This is a genomic window from Halobacillus litoralis, from assembly GCF_004101865.1.
Taxonomy (GTDB): Bacteria; Bacillota; Bacilli; order Bacillales; family Halobacillaceae; genus Halobacillus; species Halobacillus litoralis_A.
On the sequence record NZ_CP026118.1, the window covers coordinates 2,225,124 to 2,243,238 of the forward strand.

Below are 18,115 nucleotides of genomic sequence, written 5' to 3' on the forward strand. Positions count from 1 at the left end.
AATTCCTCCTAGAACATTCCTCCAGGCATACCTTTCGTGAATTGTCCCATAGTATCATTCGTTTTGTCGTCTACTTGTTTCAATACATCATTGGTTGCTGTAATGATTAGATCCTGCAGCATTTCCACGTCGTCTGGATCTACAACCTCTTCAGAGATAGCAACGTCTGTAATTTCCTTTTTGCCATTGGCTGTCACTTTCACCATTCCGCCACCAGCGGAAGATTCGAAGCTCATTTCATAAAGCTCTTCTTGAGCCTTCATCATTTTCTTTTGCATTTTTTGCATTTGTTTCATCATATTGTTCATGTTTCCTCCACCTTTCATGGAGCATTCCTCCTTTAAAATAAGTAAATTATTCTTGCACTTCTATCAAATCATCTCCGACGAGTTTACGCGCTTCTGAAATCACCGGATCTTCTTCATTGGACTGTTGAGATGAGGAGACCTCTTCCCCATCCTCTTGATTTTCCTCATCCGGGGAAGTCTTTTGTTTGCGCACATATTCTTCTCTGATTTCCTGCCAATTAGGTTCCGGAATCGGAATGATGGTCAATGGTTTCCCTATGAATTCGGTGAGCAAGGGTTCGATCGTCTTTTGATGTTCCAATGCTAAAGAGCAGTGGATATCATAACGGAAAGCCAAAACAAGCGCTTTAGGAGAAGCAGCTCTTGGCTTACTGTTCAACAGGGTAGCATGAGCAGGCGCATTGCTTTGCTTTAATGCCTCCATATAATCAGCCCAACGATTTTGTACATTTTTAATTTCTTCTTTGGAAGCTTCATTCAATACTTGCCTGATTCGTTCATACGGAACATTATACCCTTTTCTTCCGGATTTTGCAGGGGCGCGTTTTTGTTTCGGTTGAGGAGAAGTTTGAGTTTCCTGACCTCTTTCCTTCAGGGCCGTCAACTCCTTCTCCAGTTCATCGATTTTTCTGGATAATTGTTCAACAGCTTCCGATTCAACAGGTTGGCCTTTAGCCGGAAGACCCTGAACCTCTACCATGTTAAGCATAGCAATTTCTATGAAGACTTTCGGGCTGGTCGTCCATTTCATTTCCTGCTGACACCGGTTCAACTCCCGAATGGCCTGTTGAATCCATCCTGGCGACAATTCGGCAGCAAGGGACCGGAATGCTTCGTCCGGAAGGGCCCGTTCCAAATTATGCTCCAGATCCGGTGCACTTTGAAACAGCAGCAAATCTCTTAGGTAATAAATCAAATCAAACACGAACCGCCCTGGATCTTTCCCCTGTTGGATCAACACATCCACCGCTTCTAAAGCGGTCTTTGCCTCTTGTTGAAACAGAGCTTGTACGACGCTGGTCAACTTTGCTTGTGATACTGAGCCGGTTACAGCCAGAACATCGTCAATGGTCACTTCTTCTTCACTATAAGAAATAGCTTGATCCAACAAACTCAATGCATCACGCATTCCGCCTTCAGCTGTCAGCGCAACAATTTCCAGCGCCTCTCTTGAAATCGCAATCCCTTCCACGGAGGTTATTTTCTCCATCCGTTCAATCATTGATTTTTGAGAGATTCTTTTGAAATCAAAACGTTGGCACCTTGAAATAATCGTAAGCGGGATCTTATGAGGTTCTGTGGTAGCTAAGATGAAAATGACATGTTTAGGTGGTTCTTCCAGTGTTTTAAGTAAGGCATTGAAAGCTCCCATTGAAAGCATGTGAACTTCATCAATGATATATACTTTATAAGGTACCGCGCTTGGTGCATATTTCACTTTATCTCGTATCTCACGAATTTGCTCAACACCATTGTTAGAAGCCGCATCAATTTCAATGACATCTGAAATCGAACCATCTTGGATTCCGATACAAGCATCACACTCATTACACGGTTCCTTCGCAGGGGAACGTTCGCAGTTTACGGTTTTAGCAAAAATCTTCGCAGCACTCGTTTTCCCAGTCCCTCGTGGTCCTGAGAATAAGTAAGCATGGGAAAATTTATCCTGTTCAATCGCATTTTGCAGTGTACGTGTAATATGCGTTTGTCCGACGACACCCTCAAAGTTCCTCGGGCGCCAAACACGATATAAAGCTTGATAGCTCATAAAACCGTTCTCCCTTTTTAGTCTCCATTCCATTATACCTGATAAGAGGTTGTGATGTGAACCTTCAGGAATAATAGAAAAGAGCCGTTATGACGTAATCATAACGGCTCCCTCATCAATCTATGTGCCAAACATTCACTTCTTATGTAATGCCGTGCACCCACCGTCGATGGCGTGGCCCCAAGCGTTACTTATGGTTATGGCTCGACCCAGGCACTCCCGCGGCACACGAGAGAGTCAGCTTACTGCTGCTTCCTTCCGGACCTGACAGGGTTCGCTGGTTCCCGTTGCGCAGGACCTGGGTGTCAACACCACTCACATAAGGCAGACCTTGAGGCCGCACCACCTTGGGTGGGAATTCGGCCTCGCTATAGCGGATTGCGAGTGCAGGGCACCGCTACCTCCCCGCTTAGCACGGCATTAACAAGTATAGCGACTTTTTTAGAAAAATGCAATGGTTTCAAGCTGTTAATTATTACTTGAAGGCTTGTTTTTCTTACGAAGGCGCAGTTGGCGGAAAAAATCAGAAAGCATTTCCCCACACGTTTCTTCCATTACTCCAGGAACCACTGTTGATTTATGATTAAAGCGGTCGTCCTCCAATAAGTTCATGAGTGTCCCTGCACACCCTGCTTTCGGATCCTTAGCTCCATAAACGACGCGAGGAATCCTGGATTGCAAAATCGCCCCCGCACACATTGGACAAGGTTCTAAGGTCACGTACAACGTGCAATCTTCAAGTCTCCAACTACCAATTCGCTGATTTGCACGTTCAATTGCTATGAATTCAGCATGAGAGGAAGCCAGTTGGGAGGTTTCTCTTTGGTTATATCCTGAAGCGATCACTTCATCTTCCAATACAATAACAGCTCCAATAGGAACTTCCCCTTCTGCTTGCGCTTTTCCAGCTTCCTCTATAGCAATCTTCATATAGAAATCATCGTTTTTCATATAAGATCCCCTTTATATTTAAATCCTTTACAATATCAGTCTGGAGTTTTTCACAGTTAACTCCCTTATACACTTAGTTCGAGATGTTGGATAAATGGATCAAAACTGAGTCTTCTAAAGACCTGCCCTATGATTGAAGCATTATCTCATGAAAAATAACAACAAAATTTAACATAGGATGATTTTAAGAATAATTATGTTTTCCTGTTTCATACATTGATAAAGATGAGAAAGGAGTGAGGCCCATGCAAATCCATGTCGTTCAACAAGGTGATTCAGTCTACTCTATCGCTAGTCTTTATGAGAGTACCCCAAATGCGATCATTGAAGCAAATGAACTGGAGACCCCCGGAGACCTTGTCGTCGGGCAGGCGATCGTCATCCCGATCGTGGGTCAATTTTATTTTGTTCAACCAGGTGACAGTTTATATACGATTGCTCAACAATTCAATACAACCGCAGACCAGCTCGCTCAAGTGAATGGAATACAGCCTGGTGGAGTATTACCTGTAGGATATCGTTTGTACATTCCGGAACAGCCTCCGACACCAATCTCTACAAACGCCTACATTGAACCTTTCGGAGGAGAAGTCTCAGATATATTGGAAGCTTCCGCTGAAACTCGGGCTCCAAAACTCAGCTACTTGGCACCGTTCAGCTATGAAATCCAAGAAGACGCATCTTTGAAGGCACCACCGTTAAATAATTTCAAAGAAATCGCTCAGCAAAACGACGCTTCCCTTATGATGGTTGTTACGAATTTAGCAGAAGATGGCTTCAATGCTGAGTTGGGCAAAAAAATCCTGACTAATGATACCTTGCAAAATACACTGCTGGACAATATCATCCAGACGACTAAGCAAGTGGGATTTAAAGATGTGCACTTTGACATCGAGTTCTTACCACCGGAAATGAAGGAGAATTATAATCAATTTCTCCGTAAAGCCAAACAGCGTTTATCAGCAGAAGGTTTGCTTATGTCCACTGCACTTGCACCTAAAACAAGTGCCGATCAACAAGGAGCCTGGTATGAAGCTCATGATTATAAAGCTCACGGGGAGATTGCGGACTTTGTCGTGTTGATGACCTATGAATGGGGATACAGTGGTGGTCCGCCTCGAGCCGTTTCTCCGATTGGACCTGTTACGGAAGTTGTCGATTATGCTTTAACCGAAATGCCTGCTGAAAAAATTCTTTTGGGACAGAATTTGTATGGTTATGACTGGACGCTTCCCTATGAGCCTGGAGGAGAATTCGCTAAAGCCGTCAGCCCGCAGAGAGCTATTCAAATTGCACGCGAGAACAATGTCCCTATTTCTTACGATGAAGAAGAACAGGCACCTTATTTCACCTACACAGACGGATCAGGGAATGAACATGAAGTCTGGTTTGAAGATGCACGATCAATTCAACAAAAGTTCAACCTTATCAAGAACCGGGGACTCCTTGGGATCAGTTACTGGAAACTCGGTTTATCTTTTCCTCAAAATTGGCTCTTACTAAGTAGTCAGTTCAGTATCGAGAAGAGCTGATAAGAGGTGCAAATGTTCAAGCGCTTTGGCGCTACCTTCTTTGACAGTGAAAGCCGCTCCAGGAAAACCCTGTAAGCGGCTTGTTCATTGTTGTCGTATGAACCCGATGTGTTTCGAATGCCATTCTGCTTCTTGATAAGCTTCTTCCAGACCTTTCTCTGAAATTTCTTTTTTAGAGACGATCCGATAAGGAATTCTCACTTCAAAGGGTTGTTCAAAAGGAAAAGGGTGGACAGAGACATGTGTTTCATCTTCCCAATGGGCAATCATCCCTGCCGGAGCAAAATCAAAGGACTGTCTGAACCCGTTTTTGAACCATGCAACTTCTTCATCTTTAGGAATGCCAGCATCTTGCATACACACGTATAGAGACAAGTCATCGCAAAACTGCAGCCTGCGAAAATGAAGGTCGAAGATATCGTAAGGGACATCCATTTCCATCAGTTCGAACAATTCCCGCTGGCGATCTTTCTCCTCTGATAAGAAATTAATGACGAGTGGATCCTCACTGTCTTCAGAAAAGAAAGATACATAATGCTTGCTGCAAAGGATTCCAGCATATAACGATTGACTCGCCACTTCACTGATGCCCCGTTGGTACGCTTCCAGTTTTTCTTTCACTGGATAATCAGTAAAAGAATAGGGGCGCTGCTTTTCTTCATTCCACAGAGGGTGATCATCTAAAGGTATCCAGGCCCGATCATGCTGGCGAATCGCCCAGTCAGCTTCTTCTCTTAATTTGGAACGAAGCAAAAAATTTTTCTTCCAATTGAAAACAAGCAACCCTGATATGTAAGCATGTTCGTGCTGTGGAATCATTATGAAATGGTCTTCTTTTTCATTGACGATCATAGCTCTTTCCTCCTCCATCTATCTCTGAAGCTTATATTACATGAATGTTCACCGAGAAATGACTTCCTTCCAATTATAAATCAAATGATCCATCTACTCCACAGGACAGCGAAAAGTTAACTGAAAAAGGCCTCGGTAAGGCTAAAAGAATAGAAAAGGAGCCACGAGGAGAATTCCCCGTGACTCCACCGTCTTTCATTTTTATTTCAATAGCTTTAAAGCTTCGCGGTTAAATGCAGGAATGTCATCAGGTTGACGGCTGGTCACCAATTGGTCCTGACAAACAACGACTTCTTTGTCCTGATAATCGACACCCGCATATTCCATATCTACAGCAATGGATTTGAACCCTGTAGCTTTACGACCTTCAAGAGTTTTAGCAGTAATCAATAGTTGAGGTCCGTGACAGATTGCGAAAACCGGCTTCTTTTCATCCATGAAGTGTTTAACGAATGAAACGAACTTTTCATCACCACGTAAAATATCTGGAGAAAAGCCCCCTGGTATTAACAGTGCATCAAAATCATCTGGTTTAACATCTTCAATGGACGTATCGATTTTGACTGTCGCATCGCCCTGTTTACCTGTGACTTCTTTTCCCGCTTCCCATTCAATATTCGTTACTTCATGTCCTTCATTTTTGAAAGCTTCTGCAGGCTGGGTATATTCCACATCTTCAAACATCGAAGTCATGACACAAGCAATCTTACTCATATCTAAATCATCTCCTTGAAATGTTTGTTATTCTATCGGAACACATAGGATGTCTTCCCCCGTGTAATGATTTTAAACCTGTCCATTTCAAAAAAATGGTTATTGATAATCTTTCATGGAAAATTGCTGGAAGGTCGATTCCTTTTGATTTCGATAGATTTCCTTTCCTGCAATCGTATTGATGATATGCACATTTCTATGGACTGATAACCCTAAGTTGGTGGCTCCAGCTCCATGGGAATGGACAAGGTTCGTCAATGTGAAAAAGTGATGATCCCGTTTGTCGTTGAATACTAATTGATAATCACGGGAGACTTTATACATCAAATCATCTTCCCACTCGATCTCATCTCCAAAGCGATCCATGAACCATGATGGAATGTGGGGTTTATAGCCTGTCGCCAGAACAACTTTATCGCTAGGATACGTATACTCGATTTCTTCCTGCCATTGCCTGCATTGAAGGTGGTAACCATCTTCGCAGGCTTCAATCCCTTTGATTTCCGTCATTGGTTGAATAAGCACCTGGCTATCCTTCATCCCTGCGGTCCGGTGATACAGCTTCGTATACAGCCGCGTCAAGGTATCGGGGTCAATTCCTTTGCGGAGAGGGCCAAGCGTATCCAGGGCTTCGTTCCTTTGCTTGAAATTCAATTGATGAAAATAATCCACAAAATCAGGGGTGAACATTTCTTGTGCGAATTTGGCTGTATCTAACTGGAACAGACCTCCGGATCGCGTCAACAAGCTCAATTTCATATCGTGACGTTCCTGCTCTTCCAACAAATCTAAAAATACTTCCAATGCACTCTGCCCTGAGCCCACAATCGTGACATGCTTCGCCTTCAACAAATGGTCCTTTTCAAAAAGATACCGGCTCGTGTGCAACACATCTTCATTAGGCAGGCTTTCCATACCATCCAACATCAAAGGATCATTTCCTGTACCCATCACCACATGCTTCGCTTGGAAATATTTTTGTTTTCCTGTCGCTTTCTCCTCCACGACTACCTCATAATGCGGCACCTCTGCCTCTTTTTTATCAAGCACATCAACCACCGTATGACCGAAATGCAATCCGCTCAACTGCTTGGCCACCCATTGCATGTAATGATTGTATTCTTCTCTCGGGACTTCAAAATGGCGATGAAAAAAGAACGGGAACATCCGGTCATGCTCGTGTAAATAATTCATGAACGTATAGGGGCTCTTCGGGTCACCGAACGTTACCAGATCAGCCAAAAAAGGAACCTGTAAGTCCATCTTCTCAATCAGCATACCTGGATGCCAGATGAATTCCGGTGTACTTTCAAAAAAAACGGCATCAATTTCATCTGTTTGATCAATCAACGCAGCTAAGCCTAAGTTAAATGGACCGATGCCGATTCCGATCACATCATATATATTCTTTTCCATTAAATCACTTCCTCTACAACATCACTTTTCCCTATGATGACTTGTTTGATTCCTTCCAAACCTGCTCCAAGACGATTACCAATACGGTTCCTACTAATAATCCGTTGCTTAATAAATTCTGAAGAAGACCTGGAACCCCTTGGAAAACTTCAGGTGGTAGGAACATTAATCCGATGCCTAACAGGAAGGAGATTCCTAATATCGTCAAACGCCTTTCATCTAATGGCTCACTTGCAATATTCGATAAACCGAGCCCCATCAATTGCACAAAAGTTGCTAACAACGCCGCATTGGCCACTGGAGCGGGGATTCCTGAAATAAAACCGACCAAAGGTGGAAAGAACGAGAAAACCACCAGCAACAACGAAGCAAATAAAAACGGGGATTTTCCCTTTTGACCCGTCAACTGCATGAAACCTGACGAAGAGGCTAGTGAAACATTGGCTATAGAAGAGAACAATGCTGAGATGCCATGGTTCAACCCTAAAAATCCACTTCCCCGGTTGATTTGGTCATATGTAAAATCGGGTTTCCCAGAGATCGTATGGCTGACGGCAATGACGGAAGCAACAAGATTCGATAAAAGAATAACAGCTGTGATAAAGCCTAAGGGAAGGGCTCCCCAGGTGAAATCAGGCGTCCCCCAAGCAAAAAGTTCAGGCATTGCAAACCCATCGATTTGTGGAGAGGTTGTCTTTCCTCTATCGAGCAGGATGACATACAATAACCACCCCACAACGATACCTATCAACACAGCGAAACTTTTCAACCAGCCTTTCCCGATGATGGACAAGCCAATTACTAGCAAGAGGGTCAAAAAAGCAACAGATGCTTCCATAGGGTCGATCACATCACTGGATTGTTGAATCCCTATCATGCCTTCCAAAAAAGTCCCACTCAACTGAACGGTCAGCAAAAACAAAAAAGCTCCAGTTACAAGAGGAGTGAACACATACAAAACTCGATGAGATAAACGGAAAACTCCAAACATCAATAAAAAAATACCTGTCCAAATCATAGTAGCTTCTAAAACTTGTAATGTCTCTATGTAACTATCACCCGACTGAGCACCCGTATAAGCCATGACAGCAAATATACTGATCCACAAACCTGCCGGACCTTCCATAATCGGAAGACGGTGTCCGAACACCCCTTGTAGAAATGAGGCTGCTCCTACCACAAAGAAGGTGCGCTGCATCAACCCGGCGACTTCATTGAAATCAAGTTCAAAAATTGAACCAATGACAATGGGGAGTGCAACCGCATTGGCTAATAAAAATACAAACCATTGGATCGTTTCGAGTGATCGGTCGAATAAACGAACATCTTTAATTTTCATGATAATCTCCCACCTGAATCCATACTCATACTTTATTCCATCCATAGCTTACCACACAGATCGAAGAGGTGTCCGTATAAATGTTCCTTGTAAGTTTCACGTGAAACATGAAGGTAAATGTAGAAAAGAGCACAGCCCCATGGACTGTGCTCTGATCGATTATTCTTCTAGAGTTGACGTATCGCCTGTCGGTAAACCGAGCTCCCAAGATTTCAATAAACGGCGCATGATCTTACCGCTCCTCGTCTTAGGGATAGTATCTTTGATTTCGATTTCTCTAGGTGCTGCATGAGCACTTAATCCCTTCTTCACAAACTGGCGGATGTCTTCTAAAAGTTCATCCGATTGTTCATAACCATCTCTCAAGGTAACGAAGGCTTTAATTATTTCACCGCGTTCAGGATCTGGTTTACCGATGACACCAGCCTCTGCCACCGCTTCGTGTTCAATCAATTTACTTTCTACCTCGAACGGGCCGACTCGTTCTCCTGATGTATTAATGACATCATCAAGGCGACCCTGGAACCAGAAGTACCCATCCTCGTCTTTATATGCACTGTCACCAGATACATACCATCCGTTCAAGAAATAACTTTCATACTTCCCAGGGTTCTGCCAAACCGCACGCATCATCGATGGCCAGCCTTCTTTTATGGCGAGATTCCCCATTTGGTTCGGTGGAAGTTCATTTCCTTCATTATCGACAATCGCTGCCTCAATTCCCGGAAATGGTTTACCCATAGAGCCTGGGCGCATATCCATTGCCGGATAATTACAGATGAGCATACCACCCGTTTCTGTCATCCACCATGTATCATGAATACGTAAATCGAAAGCAGAAAGCCCCCATGTAACAACTTCAGGGTTCAGTGGTTCCCCGACACTCAGAATATGCCGCAATGAAGAAAGGTCATGTTTCTTCGCTTCTTCTTCACCGGCACTCAACAGTTTTCTGAAAGCTGTCGGAGCGGAATACCATACAGATATGTTCTTCTCTGCAATGGTTCCATACCAATCATCCGGGCTGAAGCGGCCGCCTCGCACAACGTTCGTAACACCGTTCAACCACGGAGCGAAAATTCCGTAGCTGGTTCCTGTCACCCAACCTGGATCAGCAGTGCACCAATAAACATCATCCTCTTTCAAATCAAGAACCCATTTTCCTGTCTGATAATGTTGAATCATTGCATTATGAACATGATATACGCCTTTCGGTTTACCGGTAGAACCTGAAGTATAGTGAAGGAGCATACCATCTTCTAAATCTACCCACTCGATATTAAATTCATCAGAAGCCTGCTCCATTTCCTCATCATACGAAATATAATTACCCGGGGCGTCTCCGCCAACAAGCACAATCTGTTTCAAATCAGGCAATTCATCTGTTGGGACCCGGTCTAAGAGATCCGGTGTCGTAATCAACATCGTCGCTTCACTATCTTCAAGACGGTCTCTTACCGCCTGTTCCATGAAAGCCTCAAATAAAGGACCTGCAATAGCTCCCACTTTCAAGATGCCAAGGAAAGCCGCATAAAACTCAGGACTTCTCGGCATAAAAAGGAAGACACGATCGCCTTTTTCTATATGGTGTTTTTTCAAGACATTTGCGAATTGGTTACTTTTTAATTTCAAGTCTTCAAATGTTAACGTTTCTTCCCTATCAGGTGCGGAGTAAATCAGAGCGGGCTGATTCTTTTTATCAGGGTTTTCGGCATGGCGGTCGACAGCCTCATAAGCGATATTCACTTTTCCTGTCTGATTCCATGTGAAATTCCCCTTTACATCATCCCATTTAAAATTTTCATATGTTTCTTTGTAGTTTTCCATGTTGTGATTGCCTGATCGAGCTGGAATTGGTTGCATGTCCATTAAATCACCTCATAAGAATGTTTTTTGTAAACGTTTTCTGATTGTGGCATAAGAAAGCTCTGATACTTTCAGAGTCATTGAAACGATTTTTTTGAATGTTTTATGAATTAACTCTATTGTAGGGGAATTTTGTTTATTTTTAAAGAGATATGGCCTAACATTTACAGAATTAGGCCATGGGGATGAGAAAAATTGACAGACTTATGCCCCGTTAATATAATGAATGGAGCGTAACAGAGGTTTCTTAGCCCATCCCTCTATAAAAAACTAAGGATGCCGTTTTTCAAAAGCCGCAGCCCTTAGCCGCTGCGGCTTTTTAATGTACACGATATTATTAAAAAGGAGCATACATCATGCCAGGACGAAATGATAATGAATTGGATTTGTCGCTTCTCGGAAATCAGGGGACCGGTTATTCTTTCGAGTACGATCCTGATGTACTGGAAACTTTTGATAATCAGCACCCGAACCGTGATTATTTTGTTAAATTCAACTGCCCAGAATTCACGACCCTGTGTCCTAAGACCAACCAGCCGGATTTCGCAACCATCTACATCAGTTATATTCCGGATGTGAAGATGGTCGAAAGTAAATCGTTGAAGCTTTACCTGTTCAGCTTCCGTAATCATGGGGATTTTCATGAAGACAGTGTGAACACGATCATGAATGACTTAATTGACTTGATGGACCCCCGTTACATTGAAGTATGGGGGAAATTCACACCACGTGGTGGTATTTCTATCGATCCTTATTGTAATTATGGAAAGCCGGGAACGAAATTTGAACAAATGGCCGATCATAGAATGATGAACCACGATTTGTACCCGGAAACAATCGATAACAGATAACCTACCCGCAAGCAGCTTGGAATAACAGAAACAAGCCACGTTCTCAAGGAGATCGTGGCTTGTTTTCATCTCATGAAACTCTATAGGGTGAGAAAAATTAATGCCGTTCAACTAACAGATTGTTATTTTTTATCATTTTTATATTGCATGTAAACCGCTTGGGTCACAAGGAAGTCTTCCATACCGTGCCTGCCGTCTGCTCCGCCAAGACCTGATTTCCTCATACCAGCATGGTAGCCTTGCACCGCTTCAAAATTCTCACGATTGATGAATGTTTCCCCGAACTTCAATTCATTTACGATCCTCATTGCTTCATTCATATCCTCTGTATAAGCGGAAGAGGAGAGACCAAAGTCTGTATCATTTCCCTTTTCAATGGCTTCATCAAGGGTTTTGAAGGTCGTAATGGGAATTACAGGACCAAAAATCTCTTCCTGCATGATTTTCATGTCATGTTCGACATTCGTCAAAATCGTAGGTTTATAGAAATAACCTTTTTCAAGATCTCCCCGCTCACCGCCTATTTCTACAGACGCCCCATTTTCTACAGCCTCTTTTACCATTCCTTCTACTTCTTCCAGACGGTCTTGACTGACAAGTGGTCCTACATCTGCTTCTTTATTTTCACGTGGATCACCAAGAGTCAAAGATTCAAACTGGTGACGTAGCTTGGATATGAGCTCTTCGGCCACACTTTCATGGACATACACCCGTTCAGCATTTGTACATGCCTGTCCATTGTTGGCGAGCCGTGACGTCGTAATACTATCGACAGCCACATCCAAATCAGCATTTGCTGTAACGATTGCAGGGGCTTTCCCTCCAAGCTCAAGGTTAACCTTCGTAATATTCTGTGCCGCCGCTTCCATTACTTTTGTACCCGCAGGGACACTTCCTGTCATGGAAACCATGTGTACATCAGTGTGAGAGGCAAGAGCATTGCCGATCTCTGACCCAGTACCGGTTATGAGATTGTATACCCCCTTGGGGATATCATCCATTTTATGAATGATTTTGGTGAACTCCATTGCTGTATTCGGGGTCTGTTGGCTTGGTTTTAATACTAATGTGCACCCTGTAACCAAAGCTGTTGCAACTTTCCTTGCTAAAATGAAGACCGGGAAATTCCATGGTACAATACCCGCAACGACCCCAATTGGTTTTTTATAAATAAAAATATTTTCATTTGGACGATCACTGGGGAGAACTTCACCTTCAATTCTTCGCGCCCATTCGGACATGTAACGGAAGTAATCGATTGCTAAATCCACTTCACCGCTCGCCAGTTCATAGTCTTTTCCTTGCTCTTCCTGCAGTAAATCAATAAACGTAGCACGGTTTGCTTCGATTTCATCTCCGAGCTTCCTGACGATTTTCCCACGTTCAATATTCGGAGTCAGCTCCCATCCTTTTTGGGCTTCCGCTGCTGCCTGGACAGCACGTTCAACATCCTCCGTCGTCCCTTTTGGAGTTTTAGAAATGATTTCTTCTGTCGCTGGGTTGAGGATGTCAATCCAGTCAGTACCTGTCGAATTTGTATATTCACCGTCAATATATAGTTGATGTTCTTGCAAAATCATGACCTCCTGTAACTGTTTACCAATCCCTTTCCACCTGATAAGTGAAATTAAACAAATGAGTGCGTTAGAATAGATGAGAACAATAAAGAAAAGGATGATTTTATTATGAAAAAAGAGAATCAAATGTTTTGGATATTAACCTTCATCGGCACAGCGAACATTATTGCTGCCCTTGCATTATTTTTTTCTATCCAGGATCCCATGATCTCAGTCATGCTGATTGCTTCAGGCATCCTGTTGGTGATTGGTGGTTATGCAGACCGTAACCATAGGAGAAAACATAAAAAAAAGCCCTGAAATATCAGGACTTTCCTCACCATTCCAATATAAATCCTTTCACCTTCTTATCATTGCCTAGATCATCCTTTTGGTTCGCTTCAAAATAGGGGTCGTCTACATCGAAATGGTAGGTGATTGTTTCAGGATCAAGATAAAGCTTGTATTCCAAATCTGTGACCTTATGTAAGGTAATGTCAGCTACTGTCGTCTGATTCGCCTCTTCATCAATAAGTAAAATATCAATGTGATCATAACCTTGTGTGATTAGTCGTTCATTTAAATCCATGTGTACCTCTCCCTCGTCCATTTATTCTATTTATCCATACCCTGGATCACTCTGGTAAAAACGTTGGATTTTATGTTAAATTTTTGTGAATCTTCAATATTGACCTCCTCCCACATAAGCTCCCTTATCTGGAAGACTCAGTTCCGAGGTATCTGGGAGTGCGAATGGGTCTTGGAAGCTACTCGCTTTCCGCGGGGAAGACGGCAAGCCTCCTCGGGCTAATAACTGAAGTGACCCCCAATAGTTGGACACTTATCCAACGCTAATTTAAGGGGGACCTCCATTGAAACGATTTACGAAGGAAGACAAACTCACAGCTGTTCGTCGATATACCGAAGAGACAATAAGCTATCGTCACCTAGCACATCAGGTTGGCGTAGACCACTCTGCCCTACGGTACTGGGTGAGATTATATGAGTACCATGGTGATCAAGCCTTCTCAATCCCCTATACAAACTATTCTTCAGACTTTAAACTGAAGGTAATTGAATGTATGGACGATGAAGGATACTCCATTCGCGAGGCCTCTGCCCTCTTCCATATCCCGGATTATTCGATGGTCCGAAGGTGGTTGAAAAAATGGCAGAATGGCGGTGTGGAAGCCCTTGCGTCCAAACGAAAGGGGAAGGTTCCAGTGCCACAAAACAAGAATCAAAAAGCCAAGAAGCCATTTAAATCGGTAGAGGAAGAATTGGAATACCTACGAATGGAGAACGCGTATTTAAAAAAGTTGAAAGCCTTAGTCGAAGAAGAGGACCAGAATACCAAAGACAAAAAGCCCGGATCGTCTTCGAACTAAGGCATGATTACCCCGTGAAACAGTTGGTAGGTGTGGCGGGACTATCACGCAGCACGTACTACCATCAAATCGGTCAGATGGAGAAACCGGATCTAGACCTGGACCTGAAAGAAGAAATCCGAAGCATTTTCCACCAAGAAGATGGGACATATGGCTACCGCCGCATTCAAAATGAGCTTGAAAATCGAGGGACACCTGTAAACCATAAGAAAGTGTATCGACTGATGAAAGAGATCGGTCTACGTTGTCTTGTGCGTATGAAGAAATATGTGTCTTATAAAGGCCGTGTCGGAGAGATAGCGGATAATATCTTAAGTCGAAACTTCACGGCAGATAAACCGAATCAAAAGTGGGTCACGGACATTACAGAGTTTAAGCTATTCGGCCAAAAGCTTTATCTCTCCCCGATTCTTGACCTTTATAATGGCGAAATCGTTACGTACACGCTTGGAACACGCCCGACCTATGACCTTGTCAGAGAGATGTTGGAAAAGGGGCTCGAACGCCTAGAGTATTCCGACGAATTACTTATGCATTCCGATCAAGGCTGGCATTATCAGATGGCCCCATATCGCAACCGTCTCAAAGAGGCAGGCATTACCCAAAGTATGTCCCGCAAGGGCAACTGTCACGATAATGCCGTGATGGAGAACTTCTTCGGCCACATGAAATCGGAGTTTCTTTATCACAAAGAATTTGAGAGTGTAGAACACTTCAAGCAAGAGCTGTCACGTTTTATGGATAAATATAACAACCACCGAATTAAGTCTAAACTTAGAATGAGTCCAGTCCAATACCGTGAAAAATATCAAGCAACGGCCTAATTACATAGTGTCCAATTTTAAGGGGTCAGCACAGCAAAGCCTGAGGAGGCTCAGCGCGCCCCCCACGGAAAGCGATCCGTTTCCTGCAGCCCCTAAAAACTCCATAACATCTCGGAATCGAGTCTTACGCAACCCTTCCATTTAATGGAAGGGTTTAGCTAAAAAATAAAATGCATACGATGGACACAGCTGCTTATGTAAAAAGCGGGAACAACTTCCCGCTCGTACTTATTAATACCCGTAACCACGGCCACCTACATAAGATGCACCAATGATGATCAAAAGGATGAACAATACAACCAACAGTGCGAAACCGCCACCGTATCCTCCGCTCATTTAATTCCCTCCTCTCTAACTTACTTTACTACCATATTCAGCTGGAACATGGAGGGAAGGGCAAATGCGGATTTTTGATTTTTTTCTTCTACTTATGCACACATTTAATAATGAAAGACACGCCTTACTGCTAACCAAGCGAAGTACAAAGCTTGAGCAAAAAATAATAGTCCCCATAAAGGTGCAGGTAAAAATTTTGTAGCCCGAGCTAAATTGGCTGCGTCTCCCGCCTGCCCTGGTGAAATAAAGCTGATCCACATGATTTCAAAAGCACTTGTAACCGATTCAACAAGCACGAGAGATGCTAAGAAAAGGAGAACATACTGGACCACCGTCTCATGACCACTCCTAAGCAGCCAAATGAAACCCGCCCCAAACGTAACAATCCAAAACAATCCGTAAACATTCCGAACCCAAAAGAACAAATTGACAGCCAAAAAAGCTAATAGGATATACACCATCCATTTATATTGGCCTCTCCAAATTAAGAAAAAGAAGACAAAAGCAAAGAAAGAAGCAAAAATATAACCGGCCATACTCGTCAACACTTGACTGAGCCACGATGTATGACCAGTCATAGCCGTTCCTGAAGTGTTAGGGAATAGTGATATACGCCTAACCTCTCCCCCTGTTACTAAAGCCATCAGCGAATGCCCACTCTCATGAATCATTGTGTTCAATATAGCAAAATACTTCCCTACGACCGGGAGTTGTGTAAGGATAAGGGCAAGTACAATCGCAATGATGATTTGCAGTTTCATATTTTCACTTCCTTTCTGAAATTATTTCGATTTGTTCATTATTAAAAGTGATTGTACCATCATAGTAAAAATGTAACATTCTAAGGAGAATCATAAATGAAGAAAAATTTTCTCATGCTATATTTTTGTGCCATAACCTTATCGCTTGCCGGCTGCATGAGCAACACGGAGGAAAACGAAATCACAATAGCAGCTGCTTCCAGTCTTACAGATGTTCTCGAGCAAGCCATCCCTCTCTTTGAGAAGGAGTATGACATAGAAGTGAATCTTCTTTTGGGTGGTTCCGGGAAACTAGCCAGACAAATTGAGCAAGGAGCTCCTGTAGATGTGTACCTTTCTGCAGACCGGAGATGGATCGAAGACCTTGAGCAAGCAGGAATGGTCGAGACTGATTCTTACGTGGAATACGCGACCAACCGCTTAGTACTGGTCGGATCCAATACACAGGAAGAATCTCTTGTATTCAGAAAATTGAATTCCCTCTCCAATGATAAGCAACTCGCGATCGGCAATCCAAAAAGCGTCCCTGCAGGTACATATACGAAACAAGCGATGGAAAAGATTCAAGTATGGGAGCAATTAAAAAAACAGGTGATTTTTGCGAGCAATGTTCGCCAGGTCCTTACATATGTAGAAACTGATGAAGTTGATTATGGAATCATATATGCAAGCGATGCAGAAATCTCTGATAATGTGAAGGTTTTGGATGAAGTCGACAATCAACTACACGATTCTATTATTTATCCAGGAATTATCACTTCAAAAAGCCGGTCTAAGGAAAAATCCAAAGCTTTTTTATCTTTTTTAAATAAAAAACAGATACAAGGAATCTTTAAGAGTTATGGGTTTATGAGTGTCGCTAACAGGAGCATGGTCGAATGAGTTACAGCCCTCTTTTTCTCTCACTAAAAGTTGCCGCTACTGCGACAATCATTGTTTTTGTGATTGGCACCCTATCAGCCAGACTCATTACCCGGCGGTTATTTCCCGGGAAAAGTCTTTTGGAATCCTTAATCTTACTTCCTCTTGTCCTCCCGCCCACAGTCATAGGATTTGGATTACTTTTTTTATTCGGGAACAATGGAATTATCGGAAAGTTATTGATGGATTGGTTCGGATGGCAAGTCGTCTTCTCCTGGACAGGAGCTGTGATCGCTTCTGCTGTCGTGTCCTTTCCATTGATGTACCAAAGTGCTGCCGCAGCTTTCTTGAATTACGACCATGACCTTGAAAACAATGCCCTCACCTTAGGAGCATCAAAGCTCAAAATATTTTTCAGTATTTCTTTCCCGCTAGCCTGGCCAGGTCTTTTAGCTGGGCTCGTCATGGTATTCGCTCGTTCGTTAGGAGAGTTTGGAGCTACTCTCATGATAGCGGGCTATATTCCGGGAAAAACAGACACCATTCCGCTTGCTATTTATTTTGCTGTAGAAGCCGGTCGTATGGAGCAGGCTTTCATGTGGGTCATCATCATTATCGCACTTGGCTTCAGCGCGGTTTTATGGTTGAACATGTGGAGTAGGCGAAAAATACGAAAGCCCTATCAATAAGTGTAGAATATTATTTCCTGGTCAATAAAAAAGCTGGAACTCCTATGAGTTCCAGCCAGCGCCCCCGGCAGGATTCGAACCTGCGACACACGGTTTAGGAAAT

At 43.1% G+C, this 18,115-nt stretch carries 18 protein-coding genes and 1 other RNA gene; 6 read left to right on the plus strand and 13 right to left on the minus strand.

What is annotated here, in order from left to right:
* Positions 1-8: 8 nt before the first annotated feature.
* From HLI_RS11245 to tadA, 4 genes are all read right to left on the minus strand, one after another.
* Positions 9-326: a YbaB/EbfC family nucleoid-associated protein gene (locus HLI_RS11245; RefSeq protein ID WP_128525043.1), complete on the minus strand. Its 318-nt coding sequence runs from the start codon at positions 324-326 to the stop codon at positions 9-11.
* Positions 327-354: 28 nt separating this feature from the next.
* Entirely contained in the window at positions 355-2,076 is a 1,722-nt protein-coding gene (gene dnaX, locus HLI_RS11250; protein WP_128525044.1) for a DNA polymerase III subunit gamma/tau, read from the minus strand.
* Between the two features lie 152 nt (positions 2,077-2,228).
* An RNA gene (gene ffs / locus HLI_RS11255) (signal recognition particle sRNA large type) lies at positions 2,229-2,494 on the minus strand.
* Positions 2,495-2,544: 50 nt separating this feature from the next.
* Positions 2,545-3,027 carry a tRNA adenosine(34) deaminase TadA gene (gene tadA, locus HLI_RS11260; RefSeq protein ID WP_128525045.1) on the minus strand — a complete coding sequence of 161 codons (483 nt, stop codon included), beginning with the start codon at positions 3,025-3,027 and terminating at the stop codon, positions 2,545-2,547.
* A 245-nt stretch (positions 3,028-3,272) separates the two neighbouring features.
* Here tadA and HLI_RS11265 point away from each other — a divergent pair, with 245 nt between their 5' ends.
* Complete coding sequence (locus HLI_RS11265; protein WP_128525046.1) at positions 3,273-4,559, plus strand: glycoside hydrolase family 18 protein; 1,287 nt, start codon at positions 3,273-3,275, stop codon at positions 4,557-4,559.
* A gap of 84 nt (positions 4,560-4,643) precedes the next feature.
* Here the strand turns inward: HLI_RS11265 and HLI_RS11270 are convergent, their stop codons facing one another.
* The 5 genes from HLI_RS11270 to acsA all read right to left on the minus strand — a co-directional run bounded on the left by HLI_RS11270 (position 4,644) and on the right by acsA (position 10,749).
* Entirely contained in the window at positions 4,644-5,411 is a 768-nt protein-coding gene (locus HLI_RS11270) for a DUF3891 family protein (protein WP_128525047.1), read from the minus strand.
* 201 nt (positions 5,412-5,612) lie between these two features.
* Positions 5,613-6,125, minus strand: a complete 513-nt coding sequence (locus HLI_RS11275; RefSeq protein WP_128525048.1) for a type 1 glutamine amidotransferase domain-containing protein — start codon at positions 6,123-6,125, stop codon at positions 5,613-5,615.
* A gap of 99 nt (positions 6,126-6,224) precedes the next feature.
* Positions 6,225-7,541 (minus strand): lysine N(6)-hydroxylase/L-ornithine N(5)-oxygenase family protein, encoded by a 1,317-nt coding sequence (locus tag HLI_RS11280; protein ID WP_128525049.1) that lies wholly within the window; start codon positions 7,539-7,541, stop codon positions 6,225-6,227.
* A gap of 31 nt (positions 7,542-7,572) precedes the next feature.
* A complete protein-coding gene (locus HLI_RS11285; protein ID WP_128525050.1) occupies positions 7,573-8,880 on the minus strand; it encodes a purine/pyrimidine permease in 1,308 nt (435 codons plus the stop codon).
* 159 nt (positions 8,881-9,039) lie between these two features.
* Positions 9,040-10,749, minus strand: coding sequence for an acetate--CoA ligase (gene acsA, locus HLI_RS11290; protein WP_128525051.1), 1,710 nt, complete (start codon positions 10,747-10,749; stop codon positions 9,040-9,042).
* 353 nt (positions 10,750-11,102) lie between these two features.
* Here acsA and queF point away from each other — a divergent pair, with 353 nt between their 5' ends.
* A complete protein-coding gene (queF, locus tag HLI_RS11295) occupies positions 11,103-11,597 on the plus strand; it encodes a preQ(1) synthase (protein WP_128525052.1) in 495 nt (164 codons plus the stop codon).
* 122 nt (positions 11,598-11,719) lie between these two features.
* Here the strand turns inward: queF and aldA are convergent, their stop codons facing one another.
* A complete protein-coding gene (aldA, locus tag HLI_RS11300) occupies positions 11,720-13,171 on the minus strand; it encodes an aldehyde dehydrogenase (RefSeq protein ID WP_128525053.1) in 1,452 nt (483 codons plus the stop codon).
* A 111-nt stretch (positions 13,172-13,282) separates the two neighbouring features.
* Here aldA and HLI_RS11305 point away from each other — a divergent pair, with 111 nt between their 5' ends.
* Positions 13,283-13,474: a hypothetical protein gene (locus tag HLI_RS11305; RefSeq protein ID WP_128525054.1), complete on the plus strand. Its 192-nt coding sequence runs from the start codon at positions 13,283-13,285 to the stop codon at positions 13,472-13,474.
* 16 nt (positions 13,475-13,490) lie between these two features.
* Here HLI_RS11305 and HLI_RS11310 read toward each other — a convergent pair whose 3' ends face one another.
* On the minus strand, positions 13,491-13,742 hold the full coding sequence (locus HLI_RS11310) for a hypothetical protein (protein WP_128525055.1): 252 nt from the start codon (positions 13,740-13,742) through the stop codon (positions 13,491-13,493).
* 283 nt (positions 13,743-14,025) lie between these two features.
* Between HLI_RS11310 and HLI_RS11315 the strand changes: the two genes are divergently transcribed.
* Positions 14,026-15,365 (plus strand): IS3 family transposase gene (locus HLI_RS11315; protein WP_128523132.1). Its coding sequence is split into 2 segments (ribosomal slippage): positions 14,026-14,512 and positions 14,512-15,365, totalling 1,341 coding nucleotides; the frame shifts between segments, so codons are not numbered across the junction.
* Positions 15,366-15,596: 231 nt separating this feature from the next.
* Here HLI_RS11315 and HLI_RS11320 read toward each other — a convergent pair.
* Together HLI_RS11320 and HLI_RS11325 are read right to left on the minus strand one after the other, a co-directional pair.
* Positions 15,597-15,701 carry a YjcZ family sporulation protein gene (locus HLI_RS11320; RefSeq protein WP_089754201.1) on the minus strand — a complete coding sequence of 35 codons (105 nt, stop codon included), beginning with the start codon at positions 15,699-15,701 and terminating at the stop codon, positions 15,597-15,599.
* A 104-nt stretch (positions 15,702-15,805) separates the two neighbouring features.
* Positions 15,806-16,462: a M50 family metallopeptidase gene (locus tag HLI_RS11325; protein WP_128525056.1), complete on the minus strand. Its 657-nt coding sequence runs from the start codon at positions 16,460-16,462 to the stop codon at positions 15,806-15,808.
* Between the two features lie 96 nt (positions 16,463-16,558).
* On the opposite strand from HLI_RS11325, the gene modA reads away from it, so the two are divergent.
* Together modA and modB are read left to right on the plus strand one after the other, a co-directional pair.
* Positions 16,559-17,344: a molybdate ABC transporter substrate-binding protein gene (modA, locus tag HLI_RS11330; protein ID WP_128525057.1), complete on the plus strand. Its 786-nt coding sequence runs from the start codon at positions 16,559-16,561 to the stop codon at positions 17,342-17,344.
* Positions 17,341-18,012: a molybdate ABC transporter permease subunit gene (gene modB, locus HLI_RS11335; RefSeq protein WP_128525058.1), complete on the plus strand. Its 672-nt coding sequence runs from the start codon at positions 17,341-17,343 to the stop codon at positions 18,010-18,012. The genes modA and modB overlap by 4 nt, the downstream gene beginning before the upstream one ends.
* The last annotated feature ends 103 nt before the right edge of the window (positions 18,013-18,115 follow it).